We start from the raw sequence: 15,559 nt of genomic DNA, 5'->3' as shown, positions 1-15,559 counted from the left end.
TGTTACTCCATGGCGATACGCAATCCGGCGGCCGTGGCCAGCGGGCACACGAACAGCGACAGCGCCAGGCACGCGCCAAGCAACGAGAACTGCGGGATCACGTCCAGACCCGCATCGGCGGCCGCGCCGGCGCTGGCGCCGAACACCAGCACGGGAATCGACAGCGGCAGCACCAGTACGCAGAGCAGCACCGCGCCGCTGCGCACGCCAAGCGTCAACGCCGCGCCGACCGCGCCGATCAGGCTCAGCGCAGGCGTTCCCACCAGCAGCGACGCCGACAGCAGCAGCGCCGACCCTGCGGGCAAGCTGTACTGCTGGGCCAGCAACGGCGTCAGCACAAGCAGCGGCAGGCCGCTGGTCAGCCAGTGCGCGCAGATTTTCGCCAGTACCAGCAATGCCAGCGGGTGGGGCGACAGCAGAAGCTGGTCCAGGCTGCCGTCCGCATACTCCTGTGCAAACAGTCGCGACAGCGACAGCATCGACGCGAGCAATGCCGATACCCACAGGATGCCCGGTGCCAGCGCGCGCAACTGCTGCGGATCTGGTCCGATTGCCAGCGGGAAGAGACTCGTGGCAATCACGAAGAACACCACGCTGGCCAGCAGGCCAGTGCGTCGCCGCCAGGCAATCGACAGGTCGTGCGCGATGACGGCGGCGAGCGTGCGGATCATGGCAGCCTCACGTTCGCGCAATGTCCAGCACGCCGGCGTCGGCGCGCAGCAGTCGATGCGTGGCGATCACGGCCATGCCGCCATCTCGCAGATGGTTGGCCAGCAGCGCATCGAAGCTGGCGGAGGACGCCTCGTCCAGCGAAGTCAGTGGCTCGTCCAGCAGCCAAAGCTCGCACGGTGCCAGCGCCAGCCGTGCCAGCGCCACGCGCCGGCGCTGGCCTTGCGAAAGCGTGCGTACGGGGGTGTCCGCCACACCACCGAGACCGAGTTGCGACAGCGCATGGCGTGCGGCTTCGGCAGTCGGGCGCTGTCCTGCCATGCGCGCGGCGAACTGCAGGTTCTCGATCGACGAGAGATCCGGGTAGATGCCATTGGTGTGGCCGAGATAGGCAAGCCGGCCGAGATAGACGGGGTCTCCCGCGCGCACGGGCCTGCCGCGCCAGCACAGGTTGCCTTCGGCAGGCGGCATCAGGCTCGACAGCACCCGCAGCAGGCTGCTCTTGCCGGCGCCGTTCGGCCCCATGACCTGCAGCAGTTCCCCGCGTCGCAAGGATAGGCCGATGCCGCTGAAGATGACGCGGTACCCGCGCCGGACGCCAAGATCGCGGCCCTCCAGTTCCGCGTCGGCCATGGTCTATTGCCCCTCGGCCTTCGACATGTCAGGCAGATGGTGGGCAATGCCCTTGTGGCAGTCGATGCAGGTCTTCTCCTTGTCGGCCAGATAGGTCGAATGCATGGCCTGCGCGCGCGGGCTCTGGCGCGTGAAGTCCATCGACTGGTAGTCGTGGCAGTTGCGGCATTCCAGCGAATCGTTGGCCTTGAAGCGGGCCCATTCGTGCTGCGCCAGTTCCAGCCGATGCGCCTGGAACTTCTCGCGCGTGTCCACGGTGCCGAAGATCTTGGCCCAGACTTCCTTCGACGCCTGCATCTTGCGGGCCATCTTGTTGGTCCAGTTGTGCGGCACGTGGCAGTCCGAGCATTTGGCGCGCACGCCGCTACGGTTCGTGAAGTGGATCGTGCCCTGCAATTCCTGGTAGACGTTGTCCCGCATCTCGTGGCAGCCCGTACAGAACTGCTCGGTGTTGGTGAGCTCCAGCGCCGTATTGAACGCGCCCCAGAACATCACGCCGGCTATGAAGCCGCCCAGCGTCAGGAATCCCAGGCTGAAATACGCGCTGGGTCGGTTGATGGTGCGCCAGTAGCGCTTGATCAGATCCCACATGGTCGGTCACCGTGGCCTGGTCACTTGGCACCCTTGGCGCCACCACTTCGCTTGAGGATGGTTTCCACATCGACGAACGTATTGTTGACGAGTGGCTTGGTATCCGCCTGCGGAACGTGGCACTGCGTGCAGAAGTAGCGCCGCGGGGAGACGTCCGCCAGCACGTTGTTGTCACGGTCCATGTAGTGCGTGATGCTGATCGGAATTGCCTGCGTCTCCTCCGTACGGGTGCGCGCGTGGCAGAACATGCAGCGGTTGAAGTCCTTGTCCAGCTGGTATCCGTCGATCTTGTGCGGGATCGTCGGCGGCTGCATCGTGTAGTTGCGGGTGCGGCGGATATCCTTGTTCTCGGTCTGATACAGCAGCGGCGGCTTGGTCTCGTTGGCCACCGGCGTAGGGCCGCGCAACGCGTCTACCAGGCCCTGCGCGCGTGCCAGCGGGGCGCACAGCAGTGTCGCCCAGAGCATCGTGGCGATCACCAGCGCGGTGACCCAGGATCGGCTCGGCATCATGGCATGTCCTCCTGTACTCAGACCTTGACGATCTTGACCGCGCATTTCTTGAAGTCGGTCTGCAGCGAGATCGGGCAGGTTGCATCCAGCGTCACCTTGTTGATGAGCTGGCTGGCATCGAACCATGGCACGAACACCAGCCCGCGCGGCGGTGTGTCGCGTCCGCGTGTTTCTATGCGCGTGCGCATGCGGCCGCGCCGCGAGACCACTTCGACTTCCACGCCGCGCCGCAGCCCCAGTGCCTTGGCATCTTCCGGATGCATGAAGCACACGGCATTCGGGAAGGCCCGATAGAGTTCGGGCACGCGCCGCGTCATGGAGCCCGAGTGCCAGTGTTCGAGCACGCGGCCCGTGGCCAGCCAGAACGGGTACTCCTTGTCGGGCGACTCGGCCGGCGGCTCGTAGGGCAGGGCAAAGATCACGGCCTTGCCGTCCGGGTTGCCGTAGAACTGGAAGCCCGTGCCGGCTTTCACGTACGGGTCGCTGCCCTCGCGATAGCGCCAGCGTGTTTCCTTGCCGTTTACCACGGGCCAGCGCAGCCCGCGCACCTCGTGATAGGTGTCGAACGGCGCCAGGTCATGGCCGTGGCCACGGCCAAACGTCGCGTACTCCTCGAACAGGCCCTTCTGCACGTAGAAGCCGAACGCCTTGGCTTCGTCGTTGTGGTAGTCCGCATCCATGTCCTTGAGCGGGAACTTGTCCACCTGCCCATTGCGATAGAGCACGTCGTACAGCGTCTTGCCGCGATACTCGGGCTTCTTGGCGATCAGGTCGGCCGGCCAGACTTCCTCGACCTTGAAGCGCTTCGAGAATTCCATCAGCTGCCAGAGGTCCGAGCGGGACTCTCCCGGCGCGTCAACGAGCTGGTGCCAGAACTGCGTGCGCCGCTCCGCGTTGCCGTAGGCGCCTTCCTTCTCCACCCACATCGCGCTGGGCAGGATCAGGTCTGCCGACAGCGCCGTGACAGTGGGATAGACATCGGACACCACAATGAAGTTGGCCGGGTTCCGGTAGCCGGGCAGGCCTTCCTGCATCAGGTTGGCCGCGGCCTGGATGTTGTTGTTGACCTGTACCCAGTACGCATTGAGCTTGCCGTCCTTGAGCATGCGGTTCTGCAGCACGGCGTGAAAGCCGGGCTTGTCCGGGATCGTGCCGGGCGGAAGCTTCCAGATGCGCTCGGCTTCCTCGCGGTGCTTGGGGTTGGTGACGACCATGTCCGCCGGCAGGCGGTGCGAGAACGTGCCGACTTCGCGCGCGGTGCCGCAGGCCGACGGCTGCCCCGTCAGCGAGAACGGACTGTTGCCGGGCGTGGAGATCTTGCCGGTCAGCAGGTGCACGTTGTAGACCATGTTGTTGACCCACGTCCCGCGCGTGTGCTGGTTGAACCCCATGGTCCACAGCGACATCACCTTGATGTTCGGGTCCGCATACAGTTCCGCCAGCTTTTCAAGCTGTGCCTTGGGCACGCCGGACAGCTTGCTGACGTAGTCGGCGTCGTACTTCGATACGAATTTGGCGAAGTCGTCGAACGTGATCGGCTTCGAGTCGTTCGCGTTGGCGGCGTTCTTGGCCGCCTTCTGGAGCGGATTGTCCGGACGCAGCCCATAGCCGATATCGGTCACGCCCTCCTTGAATACCGTGTACTTGTTGACGAAGTCCTTGTTGACCTTGTTATTGCGGATGATGTAGTTGGCGATGTAGTTCAGCATCGCCAGGTCGGTCTGCGGCGTGAAGATGATCGGCAGGTCGGCCAGGTCGAACGACCGGTGCGTGAACGTGGACAGCACGGCCACGCGTGTCTTCGGATGGCTCAGGCGGCGGTCGGTAATCCGCGTCCACAGGATCGGGTGCATCTCCGCCATGTTCGAGCCCCACAGCACGAACGCGTCGGCTGCCTCGAAGTCGTCATAGCAGCCCATTGGCTCGTCCATGCCGAACGTGCGCATGAAGCCGGTCACGGCCGATGCCATGCAGTGGCGTGCATTGGGGTCGATATTGTTCGAGCGGAATCCCGCCTTGTACAGCTTGGAAGCCGCGTAGCCCTCCCATACGGTCCACTGGCCGGAGCCAAACATGCCCACGGCGGTTGGGCCCTTTTCCTTGAGCACGCGCTTGAACTGGCGCTCCATCTCGTCGAAAGCGCGATCCCAGCTGACTGGCGTGAATTCACCGTTCTTGTCGTACTTGCCATCCTTCATGCGCAACATCGGCTTGGTCAGCCTGTCCTGCCCGTACATGATCTTCGACAGGAAATAGCCCTTGACGCAGTTCAGCCCCTTGTTGACCTCGCACTGCGGGTCGCCCTGGGTGGCCACCACCTTGTTGTCCTTGACCGCCACCGTCACGCCGCAGCCGGTGCCGCAGAACCGGCAGGGCGCCTTCGACCATTTCAGTTTCGCGACTTCGCTGTCCGTCACGAAATTGGCCGCGTCCGCCGGCAGCGAGATGCCGGCCACCGATGCGGTGGCCGTGATGGCTGTCTGCTTGATGAATTCACGACGCGTGAGTGACATCGGAGATCTCCTCGTTCATGGCTGCAGCATCCTCGTTGTGCTGGTAGACCAGCGTGGCGGACAACACGCCTTCGAGCTGATGCAGACAGGTGAGATGCGCGGCGATGGCGCGCGAGGTGGGTGCTTCAACGGTGACTACCAGCTTGCCGGCGTCGCTGGCGGCATGGATTTCCGCGCCCGTCATGGCGTCGATGGCTGCGCGAACCGTGTCCAGGTGCTGCGGATGCGCGTACACCACGATGCCGGCAATATGCCATTCGTCGCCGGCCGGCTCGGGCTGGATTGGGATGGTGTTTCCAAAAGCTGGCATGCGTGGACTCCAGCTAGAAGCTGCCTGATTCAGCATTGCAGTCTTCTTGTTGCGCGGGCAATTGGACCAAAGGGAAACCAAAGGGAAACCAAGGGCCAACCGAAGGAAATCGAAGGCCAATCCTCAATGGGTGGGCGGTCCGCCGATCAACTGGATCATCCAGACGATGAATCCGTAGCCGGCCACGAAGATGACCGAAAGTACCGGCACCATCACGGCGGTCAGAAACAGGAAGCTGCGCAGTTCTTCTTGCTTGCGCTGCGGGTCTTCGACGCTGCCTGATTGCATAGTGGCCTCTGTTTATGAACAGGCTTGCCGGACTGTGCGCCGGTTATGCGTAACTCATTAAAGAAAGCACAGCGCCAAGTGTCAAGGCGGGCACACGCGTACCGGGGGCAGGCGGAAATATGTCAAGACATGACGCGCTGCGCGTCAGAACGCGGTATCCCTCAAATGCGGGGCGCGCTATGGAAGCGGGGGATTGGCGCCAGTGGCCACCAGCTTCTGATGTGCGTGAGTCTGCATTCCGAAAAGCTGGCGCCGGGCGGGGATGAAGCGGGGGCTGCGTCAGCCAGCGTCCTGCTCGAACTGCTGCTGCAGTTCCACTTTCCTTACCTTGCCGGTGGCCGTCATCGGCAGTTCGGGCACAACCCGGATTTCCGGCACCTTGTAGCTGGCCATGTGTTCACGGCACCAGCACAGCAGATCGTCGGCGGTGGTTTCGACCTCGCCGGGGCGCAGCCGGATAAAGGCCACGGGAACCTGTCCCTTGTCGCGATCGGGGCGGGCCACCACGGCCGAGCCCAGCACCGCCGGGTGCCTTCCCAGAAGGACTTCCAGTTCGGACGGAAACACGCTCATGCCGCGCACCTTGATCATCTCCTTGCGACGGCCCAGGAAGTGCAGGTAGCCTGCCTCGTCATAGGTGCCGATATCGCCGGTGCGGAACCAGCCGTCGCGGAAGACCTCGGCGTTGGCGTCGGGGCGGCCCCAGTAGCCCTTGAGCAGCGAGGGCGTGCTGACGACGATTTCGCCTTCCGCGCCAATCTGCAGTAGTTCGCCGGTTTCGAAGTCGCAGATCTTGATGCGCGTACCCGGCACCGGCAGCCCCACAAAGACCGGCCGACCGTGCAGGTCCATGTCGTTGGCCTGCATGCCGGTGGTGAACGTGTCGCTGGTATGCGTCTCGGTCATGCCCCACGCGCCCTCGGCAATGATGCTGCCGGTCAGCGCGTGCCACTGGCGCCGCAGATCGACGGTGAGCTTGCGGATGAACGACGCCACGCGGGTGTGCTGCAGCGGACGCATGTCATGACGTTCGATGTCCGGGTGCTGCAGCAGTTCGACTACGTTGTCGACCACCATGAACGTACGATTCACGCGATAGCGGCCCACTGCGGCCATCACGGCAACAGGGTCCCAGCGCGCCAGCAGCACCAGCGTGGCGCCGCTGAAGACCGGGAAGATCAGGCCCAGGTTCTCGCCGGCAATCCAGAACATCGGCAGGAAATTCAGCATCACGTCGGAAGACGGCTGCGCGCTGTCGTTGGCATGGGACTGGTCCTCAGGGGCGCCATTGACGGCAAGCGATGCAGCCGCCGTATAGACCATGTCGCGCTGCGTGTGCATGCAGCCTTTCGGCATGCCGGTGGTGCCGCCGGTGTAGTTCAACGCGGCCAATGCATCGAGGTCCACCTGCACGTCGCGCACGTTCCCCGTGCACGTGTGGATTGCGGGCATCAGGTCGATCGTTCCGGCATGGGCGACTGGCGCGGCGTCCAGCCCTGCAGGAATCGGCAACGTGGGATGTGCGGGAAGAAACTCGCCTGCCGACGTGCGGAACACCTTGCTCACGCGGGTCTGGGGCTTCACAGCCATCAGCATCGGCACAAGGGTATCGAGCGCGATCACGGTGCTGGCGCCTGCATCGTTCAGTTCATAGGCCAGTTCGTGTTCCTTGAACAGCGGATTCACCGGCACATAGACCGCGCCCAGTTTGAGGATCGCGTAGAAGACGATATGAAACTGCGGGCAGTTGCCAAGCAGCACCGCCACGCGGTCCCCCGGGCCGATGCCGTGGCCGCGCAGCAGTTCGGCGCAGCGTTCGCTGAGGTCGTCGAGTTCGGCATAGCTGACTTCGGTGCCGTAGTAGATCAGTGCGGGGCGCTCCGGCTGGATACGTGCCCAGGCGCGCAGCGTATCGCCCAGGCTGACTTCGCCGTGCGGATACTGCGGCGCCGTGGGAACGCCGGCGGGCCAGATGCGGCGATGCCGCGCTTCAAGGTCTGCGAAGAAAGCTGCGTCTTCCATCGTGTCTCCTTGCAAGGGGTTGATTACCACGCATCCACATACCGTCGCGGCGCATCGCCACGCGGCGCGGCATCGAGCCCGGCCAGCAGCCAGCGCCGCGTCTCGGCCGGGTCGATCACCGCGTCGATCTCCAGCCCGGCCGCCGCGTTGATGGCATGTCCGCGCTCATACATCTGGGCCACCAGTTGCTGGTAGAGCGCATCACGTTCGGGGCCGGCTGGCAGCGCTTCCAGTTCCTTGCGGAATCCAAGCCGTACCGCGCCTTCCAGCCCCATGCCGCCGAACTCCCCGGTCGGCCACGAGATCGTAAATGCCGGCGCGCGGAAGCCGCCTGCCGCCATGGCCATCGCACCCAATCCATAACCCTTGCGCAGCACCACGGCCATGAACGGCACGCGTACCTTGGCGCCAAGTACGAACAGACGCGAGACATGGCGAACCTGCGCACGTGCCTCGATCTCCGGGCCCACCATGAAGCCCGGCGTGTCGATCAGTGAAATGATCGGCAGTCCGTGCGTGTCGCAAAGCTGCATGAAACGCGCGGCCTTGTCCGCCGCGTCGACATCGATGGCGCCGCCGAGGTGGCGCGGATTGTTGGCGACGATTCCCACCGGCCGGCCCTCGATGCGGGCCAGTGCGGTATGCACGCCCGTGCCGTAGCCCGCGCGCAGTTCCAGCACGCTGCCGCTATCGGCGATGCCGTGGATCGCGGTACGCGTGTCATAGACGCGCAGGCGATTCTCCGGCACCACGCCGCGCAGTTGCAGCGGGTCTGGCGCCTCCCAGTCACGCGTGCGGCCCTGGAACATCGACAGGTAGTGTTTGGCCACGCGCACGGCGGCGGCTTCGTCGTCCACCAGCAGATCGACCACTCCGTTCTGGTATTGCACGGCCGCAGGGCCGATATCTTCCGGGCGAAACACCCCCAGGCCGCCGCCTTCGATCATCGCCGGGCCGGCCATGCCAATGTTCGCGTCGCGCGTGGCGATGATCACATCGCTGCAGCCAAGCAGTGCCGCGTTGCCCGCGAAGCAGCGGCCTGCCGCAATTCCGACCACGGGTACTTCGCCGCTGAGCCCGGCGAACGCGGCGAAAGACGGCTGGTAGAGACCGGCGACGGTGGGAAAGTCGACGTCGCCAGGGCGCCCGCCGCCGCCTTCGGCAAATATCACCGTGGGCAGCTTCTGCTCGGCGGCCACCTTCAGGATGCGATCGGTCTTGGTGTGGTTGCGCTTGCCTTGCGTGCCGGCCAGCACCGTGGCGTCGTAGGCCAGCACGGCGCAGCGGGACTGCTCCGGTGCAAACTGCGCGCCGTTGATGCGGCCGGTGCCAGTGATCAGGCCGTCGGCGGGGGTGTTGGCGATCAGGTCCTCGGCGCTGCGGCGGCTCGCCTGTGCGGCCACTGCATAGGCGCCGTACTCGATAAAGCTGCCGGGGTCGCAAAGATCGGCGACGTTCTCCCGGGCGGTGCGCTGGCCGCGTGCGTGACGCTTCGCCACGGCATCGGGACGCGCCGCATCGTACAGAAACGCGTCGCGGTCCAGCACGCGCTGCAGGTCCGCGCGGATCGCACGAGGATCGGCCGCCTCGTTGCGTTGATGCTGCACGCCTGCGTCCGCCACCGGCTCCAGTACGAGCAGGATCTGCGCTTCAGCGGTCTGGCCGCCCGGCCCCACGCGCACATCGATCACACGCCCCGCGCAGTCGGCCACGATCGTGTGCTCCATCTTCATGGCATCGAGAATGGCCACGGTCTGGCCGGCCTGCACGATGTCGTCCTCGACGACGCGCATTTCGACCACGCGGCCGTTCATCGACGCGCGCACGGCAATCAGGCCCTCGTCCAGCGTTTCGCTGGCGGCAGTTGGTACCGGCGCGGGTGCGGTCTGGGTGATGCCGATCGAGGCGTGCCGCGCCGCATCATCGGCAGCCACGCGTTGCGCGGCGGCAAGCAGGTCCGGCAGGATGGTCTCGAAATGGCGCGTATGCACGTGCTGCGTCGTGAAGTCTTCACGGCCAACCAGCGCGCGCAGCAGTTCCAGGTTGCTCGGCACGCCGTCGATATGGAATTCGCCGAGCGCGCGCCGCACACGGCGCACCACATCCTCGAAGCGCGGCGATGCCGTGCTGACGATCAGCTTTGCCAGCAGCGAGTCATAGCCCGCCGGGGGCGCGTACCCGGTATAGCCATGCGTGTCCACGCGAACGTCGGGCCCGGTGGGCGGATCGAATCGTTCCAGCCGGCCTTGCGCGGGGCGCGCCTGCCCCTGCGCGTCGGTTGCTTCGGCATTGATGCGCAGCTGCACGGCGTAACCGCGCGGCACGGGCGGCGATGCCGGGTCGAGGCCGAGATCGCGCAGCCGCCGCCCGTCTGCGATGCCGAGCTGTAGCGCCACAAGGTCCAGCCCGGTTGTCTGCTCGGTGATCGTGTGCTCCACCTGCAGGCGTGGATTGGCTTCAATAAAGACAAAGCCGCGCGGTGCGCCTGCGTCGTCCGTTTCCACCAGGAACTCGAACGTTCCCAGGCTGCGATAGCGCGCGTGGCGGGCGATCTTGCAGGCCGCCTGGACGATGCGGTCGCGCAGCGCTGGCGTCAGGACCGGGGACGGCGCGATCTCCACCAGCTTCTGGAAGCGCCGCTGCAACGTGCAGTCGCGCTCGCCGAGTGCGATGACGTCGATGCCATCGCCAACGATCTGCACTTCGATATGGCGCGCACGCTCGACGAGCCTTTCGGCGTAGACGGCATCGATCCCGAACGCGCTGCGCGCTTCGGACTGGCATCTGGCGTAGGCCTCGGGCAGCGCATTGGCATCACGCACGATGCGCATGCCGCGCCCGCCGCCACCGCCCACGGCCTTCAGCACAACGCCGTTGCCATGTTGTGCGTCGAGGAATGCGCTGACGTCATCGAGCGAAGCGCCGCCCGGCGTGGCGGGCATGACCGGAACGTCGCACTGTGCCGCCAGGTCCAGCGCTCGGCCCTTGTCGCCGAACAGCGCGAGCTGTTCCGGCGTCGGGCCGACGAAGGCGATACCGGCGGCTGTGCACGCGTGAGCAAAGTCGGCGCGCTCGCTCAGGAAGCCGTAGCCGGGATGAATGGCATCGCAGCCGGTGGCACGGGCGGCGCCGAGGATGGCGTCAATGTCGAGATAGGCGGCAGGGCCGCTGCCGGGCAGCGCGACGGCCTGGTCAGCGAGTTGCCGGTGGCGGCACTGCGCGTCGTCGGTGGCGTAGACCGCCACCGTGGCAATGCCCAGATCCTGTGCGGCGCGTTGAACCCGCAGCGCGATTTCGCCGCGGTTGGCTATCAGAAGCTTTTTCACTGGCTCGATTCCGTGGAATGTTGAAGCGGCATCGACGGGATGCAAGCCAGAATGTACGGCGCAGGCGGCACGCCGCATGAGCCCATGGCGCAAGTTTCATGGCGGCCATGCATCGCCTCTATAGCTGAGGCTCAGGTCGTGCTGCGGTATCCCATCTGCTGCGCCGCAGCGATGAAACGCCGTACGTGCCGGTGGTCCGTGCGGCTGCTTGTTCATCGGCATGCGGCTGGCGTCTGCGCAGCCGGGGCGTTTCACATGATCGTATCCACCACGCCGCCATCGACACGCAATGCCGCGCCGGTCGTGGCCGAAGCCTGTGTCGAGCAGACGTAGACGATCATGTTGGCCACTTCATCGACGGTGGCCGCGCGCTGGATGATCGACGTTGCGCGATGTGCCTTGACGAATTCCGCCGCCACTTCCTCGGCGCTCTTGCCGGTCTTCGCGATCTCATCCTTGAGCATGGCCGTCACGCCTTCCGAAAGCGTTGGCCCGGGCAGTACGGCGTTCACCGTCACACCGGTGCCAGCCAGCCGCTTGGCCAATCCGCGCGATACGGCCAGTTGCGCGGTCTTGGTGAATCCGTAGTGGATCATCTCCACCGGAATGTTGATGCCGGACTCAGAGGCAATGAAAACGATGCGGCCCCATTTGCGGTCGGCCATGCCCCTGGCGTAGGCGCGCGAGAGCCGCACGCCGGTCAGCACGTTGACTTCGAAGAAGCGCGTCCAATCGCTGTCCGGGATATCGAAGAAGTCCTTTGGTTCGAAGATGCCGAGATTGTTGACGAGGATATCGACGGCGGGATGGGTGTTGACGAGCGTCTCGCAGACGGTGGCGTCGGTCAGATCACCCGCAAAGCCGGTGACTTGTGCGCCCGGTACGGATGTCTTCAGCGAAGCGATTGCCTTGTCGACAGACGCCTGGCTGCGGCCGCTGACGATCACATGCGCGCCCGAACCGGCCAGGCCGCGCAGCGCGGCAAAGCCGATGCCGGCGGTGGAGCCGGTAACCAGGGCGGTCTTGCCCGACAGATCGATGTTCATGGCAACTCCATTTCCAGTGGACGAGGAACCTGTCCGGTGACAGACAGGGCAACCCGACAAGTGTATGAAGCCGCCGCCGATACGCAAGCCGCGTGCGTGGAATGCGGCGTTCCGCCATTGGCCATTGAAAGAACAAGGCCACCCGAAGGTGGCCTTGCTGATGTGGCGGTGGCGCTCGGTGGAGCGATCAGTGGAACAGCTTCAGCGCCTGGGTGATCGTGTTGGAGACGCCCCAGACCAGCGGTACAAGTACGTACAGCCAGAAGATGGCCAGCAAGCCCTTGTTGGTCGATTGGGCCGTCACTTGTTGGTTGTCCATGTGCATGGCTTTCGTGGGGTGTTAGTGGGCAGCGCCGGCGCCGGCAAGTGCAGACGCGTCGGCTTCGTTCATATGGTGCTTTTCGCTGACGCGTGCCACCAGAAGGTTGCAGATGAAGCCGATCACGAGCAGTGCGGCCATGATGTGCAGCGTCATGCTGTAGGCGGCCGCGCCGGTCACGCCATGCGCCACCTGGTATTCGCGGATGTAGTTCACCAGTACCGGGCCGGCAATACCGGCAGCAGCCCAGGCCGTCAGCAGCCGGCCGTGGATGCCGCCCACGAAGGCGGTGCCGAACATGTCGGCCAGATAGGCCGGAATCGTGGCAAAGCCGCCGCCGTACATCGACATGATGACGCAGTAGGCCAGCACGAACAGCGCAATGTTGCCGCTGGCGCCCAGCTGCGGCACGACCCAGTACAGCACGGCGCCCAGCGCGAAGAACACGAAATAGGTGTTCTTGCGGCCGATCCAGTCGGACGACGAAGCCCAGAAAAAGCGGCCGCCCATGTTGAACAGCGACAGCAGGCCCACGAAGCCGGCTGCTGCCGCCGCGCTTACGCTGCCCTTGAAGCTTTCCTGAATCATCAGCGAAGCCTGTCCAAGCACGCCGATACCGGCCGTGACGTTCAGGAACAGCACCAGCCACAGCAGGTAGAACTGGGGCGTCTTCAGGGCCTGGTCGATATGCACATGGTTACGCGTGATCATCTTGCTGGCGGTGACTGGCGGCGTCCAGCCGGCCGGCTTCCAGCCAGGTGCGGGGATGCGGATGGCCAGCGAGCCGATCGTCATCGAGATGAAGTATCCAATGCCCATGACCACGAAAGTCTGGGTCACGCCCACGGACGTTGCGGTCTTGAAGTAGTTCATCAATGCCACGGACAGCGGCGCGGCAATCATTGCGCCGCCGCCGAAGCCCATGATGGCCATGCCGGTGGCCATGCCGCGGCGGTCCGGGAACCAGCGGATCAGCGTGGACACGGGCGACACATACCCCAGCCCCAGGCCGATGCCGCCGAGCACGCCGTAGCCAAGGTAGAGCAGGACGATCTGATGCGTGTAGACGCCCAGTGCGGAGATCAGGAAGCCACCACCGAAGCAGCAGGCGGCCGTGAACATCGTCTTGCGCGGTCCCACGCGTTCCAGCCATTTGCCGGCAAATGCGGCGGAAATGCCGAGGAAGAATATCGCCAGCGAAAAAATCCAGCCCAGGGTCGTCAGTTTCCAGTCATCGGGCGCGGATTCGGTGATGCCGATGATCTTGGAAAGCGGGGCATTGAAAACCGAGAAGGCATAGGCCTGGCCGATGCAGAGATGAACCGCCAGTGCTGCAGGCGGAACCATCCAGCGGGAAAATCCCGGTTTGGCGTAAGTTGCTTCCTTGGAAAAGAACGGCGCCTGCCCGTAAGCCGGGTTGCCGCCATCATTTATCACACTGCTCATTGAGTGGTCTCCAGACGAGGGTCCTGGGCAATCCTTCCACGTGAAGCATGGCGCGCCCGGCGGGTCTGGGTGGCCCAGCCGGTTGACCCCGTCACGCCGTGGTCGGGTTGCCCCCAGAAGTGTCGACGCACCGGGCTTTCATCAGGATTTTGTGCCCGGACTTGTCGACGATTGCTACAAAACGAAAGCGGGAACGAGCGCGCACGGCGGCACGCAAGGGCAGGACCACACGGGTCCGGCAATCAGGACGGCTGGAGACGCAGGGCGTCCCATAATGGAATGGCTCATTCTTTTTCCGATCGGGGCGAGCAATATATGTTCTGGTCAACATATATTGCCGTGGAAATTATTATGCGCTGAACCTTAGCCGTCTTGATGGGCCACTTCAATAGGCTAAAGAATACATATTCGCGACTGGCCCGGGTTTCTCGCGTTTCTCGCGTTAATGCGGTACGTATTCGCGGCAGGCGGCTGCAGTCGTGTGATTTTTGCCACAGCAGGTCCGGCAGGGCAGGCCGACTCATGGCCAATTGTCAGGACAACCTGTCACCGGGAAGTCATGAATCCTCAATACGATTCGCTGCGTGGCGTTTTCCTCTGCCATGAAAGGACAAGCCGGTCAAACCAGAAATGGGGTGCAACGGGCGACATTGTGGGTGTCGCGTGGACCGGCTGATTGACACGCCGCGGCCTGCAAGGGCCGTGGCTTTTTTTCTTGCCGTGATCAGAACGCTTCGTTGATCTGGAAGTAGGCGCCCCTCGTCTGGCGGCCAACGCCGACATCGAAACGTACATTGACGCGCGGCTTGAACTCGAAGCGGTAGCCCACGCCTCCGTTCGGCAGCCAGTGGGCTGACGTCAACGCGCCGGGGTTGCCGGCGATGGCGCCGGTGGCGAGCCAGAAGACCATGCCTTGCCGGCCTGCGATATGCCAGCGGTATTCAACCTGCGCGGTCAGCATGGCCTTGTCGCGATACTGGCCCATGAAGTAGCCGCGCATGTGCTTGTTGTCGCCGAGATTCGACATCATGCTCCAGGGCACATCGCCCCAGCTGAACTTTCCATAGATGTCGAATGCCAGCACATCGCGCTCGCGCATGCGGAAGTACCGGTCATAGGTAAGCTCCAGCGATTCGAAGTCGGTGTCGCTGCCAAACGCGCGCCGGTAGAGCGTGCCGTTGAGCAGCAGGGCCTGTCCGGAATATGGGTTGGGCAGAAAGTCGCGCGTGTCGTACGAGAAATGCGCGGTCAGGCCGCTGCTGAGAACGCGCGTGCCGTGCGGGTCGGTGGCCAGCGCGCTGCTTGCACCGCGCTCCAGTTGTGCCGCGTCGTCATACTCGAAATCGATGCCGCCGCCAATATAGGTGTTGGGCCGGACGCGCAGCATGACCCTGGGCTGCACCACCACGCCGCGATGGGTGTAGCCCTCCTTGTTGGCGTCGTTGATCGCGTTGTTGTAGCCGATTCCCCAATATGACGTCGGCATGTTGATCAGTGCGCCGGAGAACACGAAGCGGTAGCTGTCGTCGGCAAAGAACGTGTTGTTGTCCACGCCAACTCCCACTGCGCCGGTGGTGGTGAGGAACCCGTGCAAGTTGATCGTGGAAAGCTGCGTTGCGTCTTCGGCATTCTTGGGTTTGTACAGGCCAATGGCCGCGGCGCCGATGCCAAAGCCCATCTCGGGGTTGTAGAACGGACCCGGCAGCACGCCCCAGTCGATGCCGTGGCTCAGGTCCACTTCCTTCGACGCACCGAGTTTGTTGAGCACGTTGTCGATCCAGCTTGTGTGCTCCGGTTCGCTCGATTGCGCAGCCGCGATCGCAGCGACGTGTGTGGCGGCAAGGGCAAAGCCGAACGTGATGAGAAGCGACGTGCGCATCATCG

Annotated in this window: 13 protein-coding genes; all 13 read right to left on the bottom strand. The window is 64.3% G+C overall.

The annotated features are described in order from the left end of the window. Positions 1-2 precede the first annotated feature (2 nt). The 13 genes from ccmB to B552_RS0100140 all read right to left on the bottom strand — a co-directional run bounded on the left by ccmB (position 3) and on the right by B552_RS0100140 (position 15,557). On the bottom strand, positions 3-671 hold the full coding sequence (ccmB, locus tag B552_RS0100200; RefSeq protein ID WP_019446965.1) for a heme exporter protein CcmB: 669 nt from the start codon (positions 669-671) through the stop codon (positions 3-5). A gap of 7 nt (positions 672-678) precedes the next feature. Beyond that, on the bottom strand, positions 679-1,302 hold the full coding sequence (gene ccmA / locus B552_RS0100195; protein ID WP_019446964.1) for a cytochrome c biogenesis heme-transporting ATPase CcmA: 624 nt from the start codon (positions 1,300-1,302) through the stop codon (positions 679-681). Positions 1,303-1,305: 3 nt separating this feature from the next. Next, complete coding sequence (locus B552_RS0100190) at positions 1,306-1,893, bottom strand: cytochrome c3 family protein (protein ID WP_019446963.1); 588 nt, start codon at positions 1,891-1,893, stop codon at positions 1,306-1,308. A gap of 20 nt (positions 1,894-1,913) precedes the next feature. Then, positions 1,914-2,405 (bottom strand): nitrate reductase cytochrome c-type subunit, encoded by a 492-nt coding sequence (locus tag B552_RS0100185; protein WP_019446962.1) that lies wholly within the window; start codon positions 2,403-2,405, stop codon positions 1,914-1,916. 17 nt (positions 2,406-2,422) lie between these two features. Continuing rightward, positions 2,423-4,918, bottom strand: coding sequence for a periplasmic nitrate reductase subunit alpha (gene napA / locus B552_RS0100180; RefSeq protein WP_019446961.1), 2,496 nt, complete (start codon positions 4,916-4,918; stop codon positions 2,423-2,425). Beyond that, positions 4,899-5,228, bottom strand: coding sequence for a chaperone NapD (locus B552_RS0100175; protein WP_019446960.1), 330 nt, complete (start codon positions 5,226-5,228; stop codon positions 4,899-4,901). Before B552_RS0100175 ends, napA begins: the two co-directional genes overlap by 20 nt. A 123-nt stretch (positions 5,229-5,351) precedes the next feature. Beyond that, positions 5,352-5,516 (bottom strand): periplasmic nitrate reductase, NapE protein, encoded by a 165-nt coding sequence (gene napE / locus B552_RS0100170; RefSeq protein WP_019446959.1) that lies wholly within the window; start codon positions 5,514-5,516, stop codon positions 5,352-5,354. Positions 5,517-5,795: 279 nt separating this feature from the next. Continuing rightward, positions 5,796-7,538 carry an AMP-binding protein gene (locus B552_RS0100165; RefSeq protein ID WP_019446958.1) on the bottom strand — a complete coding sequence of 581 codons (1,743 nt, stop codon included), beginning with the start codon at positions 7,536-7,538 and terminating at the stop codon, positions 5,796-5,798. 23 nt (positions 7,539-7,561) lie between these two features. Further along, on the bottom strand, positions 7,562-10,864 hold the full coding sequence (locus tag B552_RS0100160; protein WP_019446957.1) for a carboxyl transferase domain-containing protein: 3,303 nt from the start codon (positions 10,862-10,864) through the stop codon (positions 7,562-7,564). A gap of 251 nt (positions 10,865-11,115) precedes the next feature. Next, positions 11,116-11,910 (bottom strand): SDR family oxidoreductase, encoded by a 795-nt coding sequence (locus B552_RS0100155; protein WP_019446956.1) that lies wholly within the window; start codon positions 11,908-11,910, stop codon positions 11,116-11,118. 187 nt (positions 11,911-12,097) lie between these two features. Continuing rightward, positions 12,098-12,229: a hypothetical protein gene (locus tag B552_RS0100150; protein WP_026035142.1), complete on the bottom strand. Its 132-nt coding sequence runs from the start codon at positions 12,227-12,229 to the stop codon at positions 12,098-12,100. Positions 12,230-12,250: 21 nt separating this feature from the next. Beyond that, on the bottom strand, positions 12,251-13,675 hold the full coding sequence (locus tag B552_RS0100145; protein WP_019446954.1) for an OFA family MFS transporter: 1,425 nt from the start codon (positions 13,673-13,675) through the stop codon (positions 12,251-12,253). A 724-nt stretch (positions 13,676-14,399) separates the two neighbouring features. Continuing rightward, positions 14,400-15,557, bottom strand: coding sequence for a BamA/TamA family outer membrane protein (locus B552_RS0100140; RefSeq protein WP_019446953.1), 1,158 nt, complete (start codon positions 15,555-15,557; stop codon positions 14,400-14,402). Positions 15,558-15,559 lie beyond the last annotated feature (2 nt).

Source organism: Cupriavidus sp. BIS7, from assembly GCF_000292345.1.
Lineage (GTDB): Bacteria > Pseudomonadota > Gammaproteobacteria > Burkholderiales > Burkholderiaceae > Cupriavidus.
This window is presented reverse-complemented; position numbering and strand designations above follow the sequence as displayed.

Coding starts and splice junctions, on each gene's coding strand:
- ccmB (WP_019446965.1), bottom strand. CDS start 671: ATGATCCGCACGCTCGCCGCCGTCATCGCGCACGACCTGTCGATTGCC.
- ccmA (WP_019446964.1), bottom strand. CDS start 1,302: ATGGCCGACGCGGAACTGGAGGGCCGCGATCTTGGCGTCCGGCGCGGG.
- B552_RS0100190 (WP_019446963.1), bottom strand. CDS start 1,893: ATGTGGGATCTGATCAAGCGCTACTGGCGCACCATCAACCGACCCAGC.
- B552_RS0100185 (WP_019446962.1), bottom strand. CDS start 2,405: ATGATGCCGAGCCGATCCTGGGTCACCGCGCTGGTGATCGCCACGATG.
- napA (WP_019446961.1), bottom strand. CDS start 4,918: ATGTCACTCACGCGTCGTGAATTCATCAAGCAGACAGCCATCACGGCC.
- B552_RS0100175 (WP_019446960.1), bottom strand. CDS start 5,228: ATGCCAGCTTTTGGAAACACCATCCCAATCCAGCCCGAGCCGGCCGGC.
- napE (WP_019446959.1), bottom strand. CDS start 5,516: ATGCAATCAGGCAGCGTCGAAGACCCGCAGCGCAAGCAAGAAGAACTG.
- B552_RS0100165 (WP_019446958.1), bottom strand. CDS start 7,538: ATGGAAGACGCAGCTTTCTTCGCAGACCTTGAAGCGCGGCATCGCCGC.
- B552_RS0100155 (WP_019446956.1), bottom strand. CDS start 11,910: ATGAACATCGATCTGTCGGGCAAGACCGCCCTGGTTACCGGCTCCACC.
- B552_RS0100150 (WP_026035142.1), bottom strand. CDS start 12,229: ATGGACAACCAACAAGTGACGGCCCAATCGACCAACAAGGGCTTGCTG.
- B552_RS0100145 (WP_019446954.1), bottom strand. CDS start 13,675: ATGAGCAGTGTGATAAATGATGGCGGCAACCCGGCTTACGGGCAGGCG.
- B552_RS0100140 (WP_019446953.1), bottom strand. CDS start 15,557: ATGATGCGCACGTCGCTTCTCATCACGTTCGGCTTTGCCCTTGCCGCC.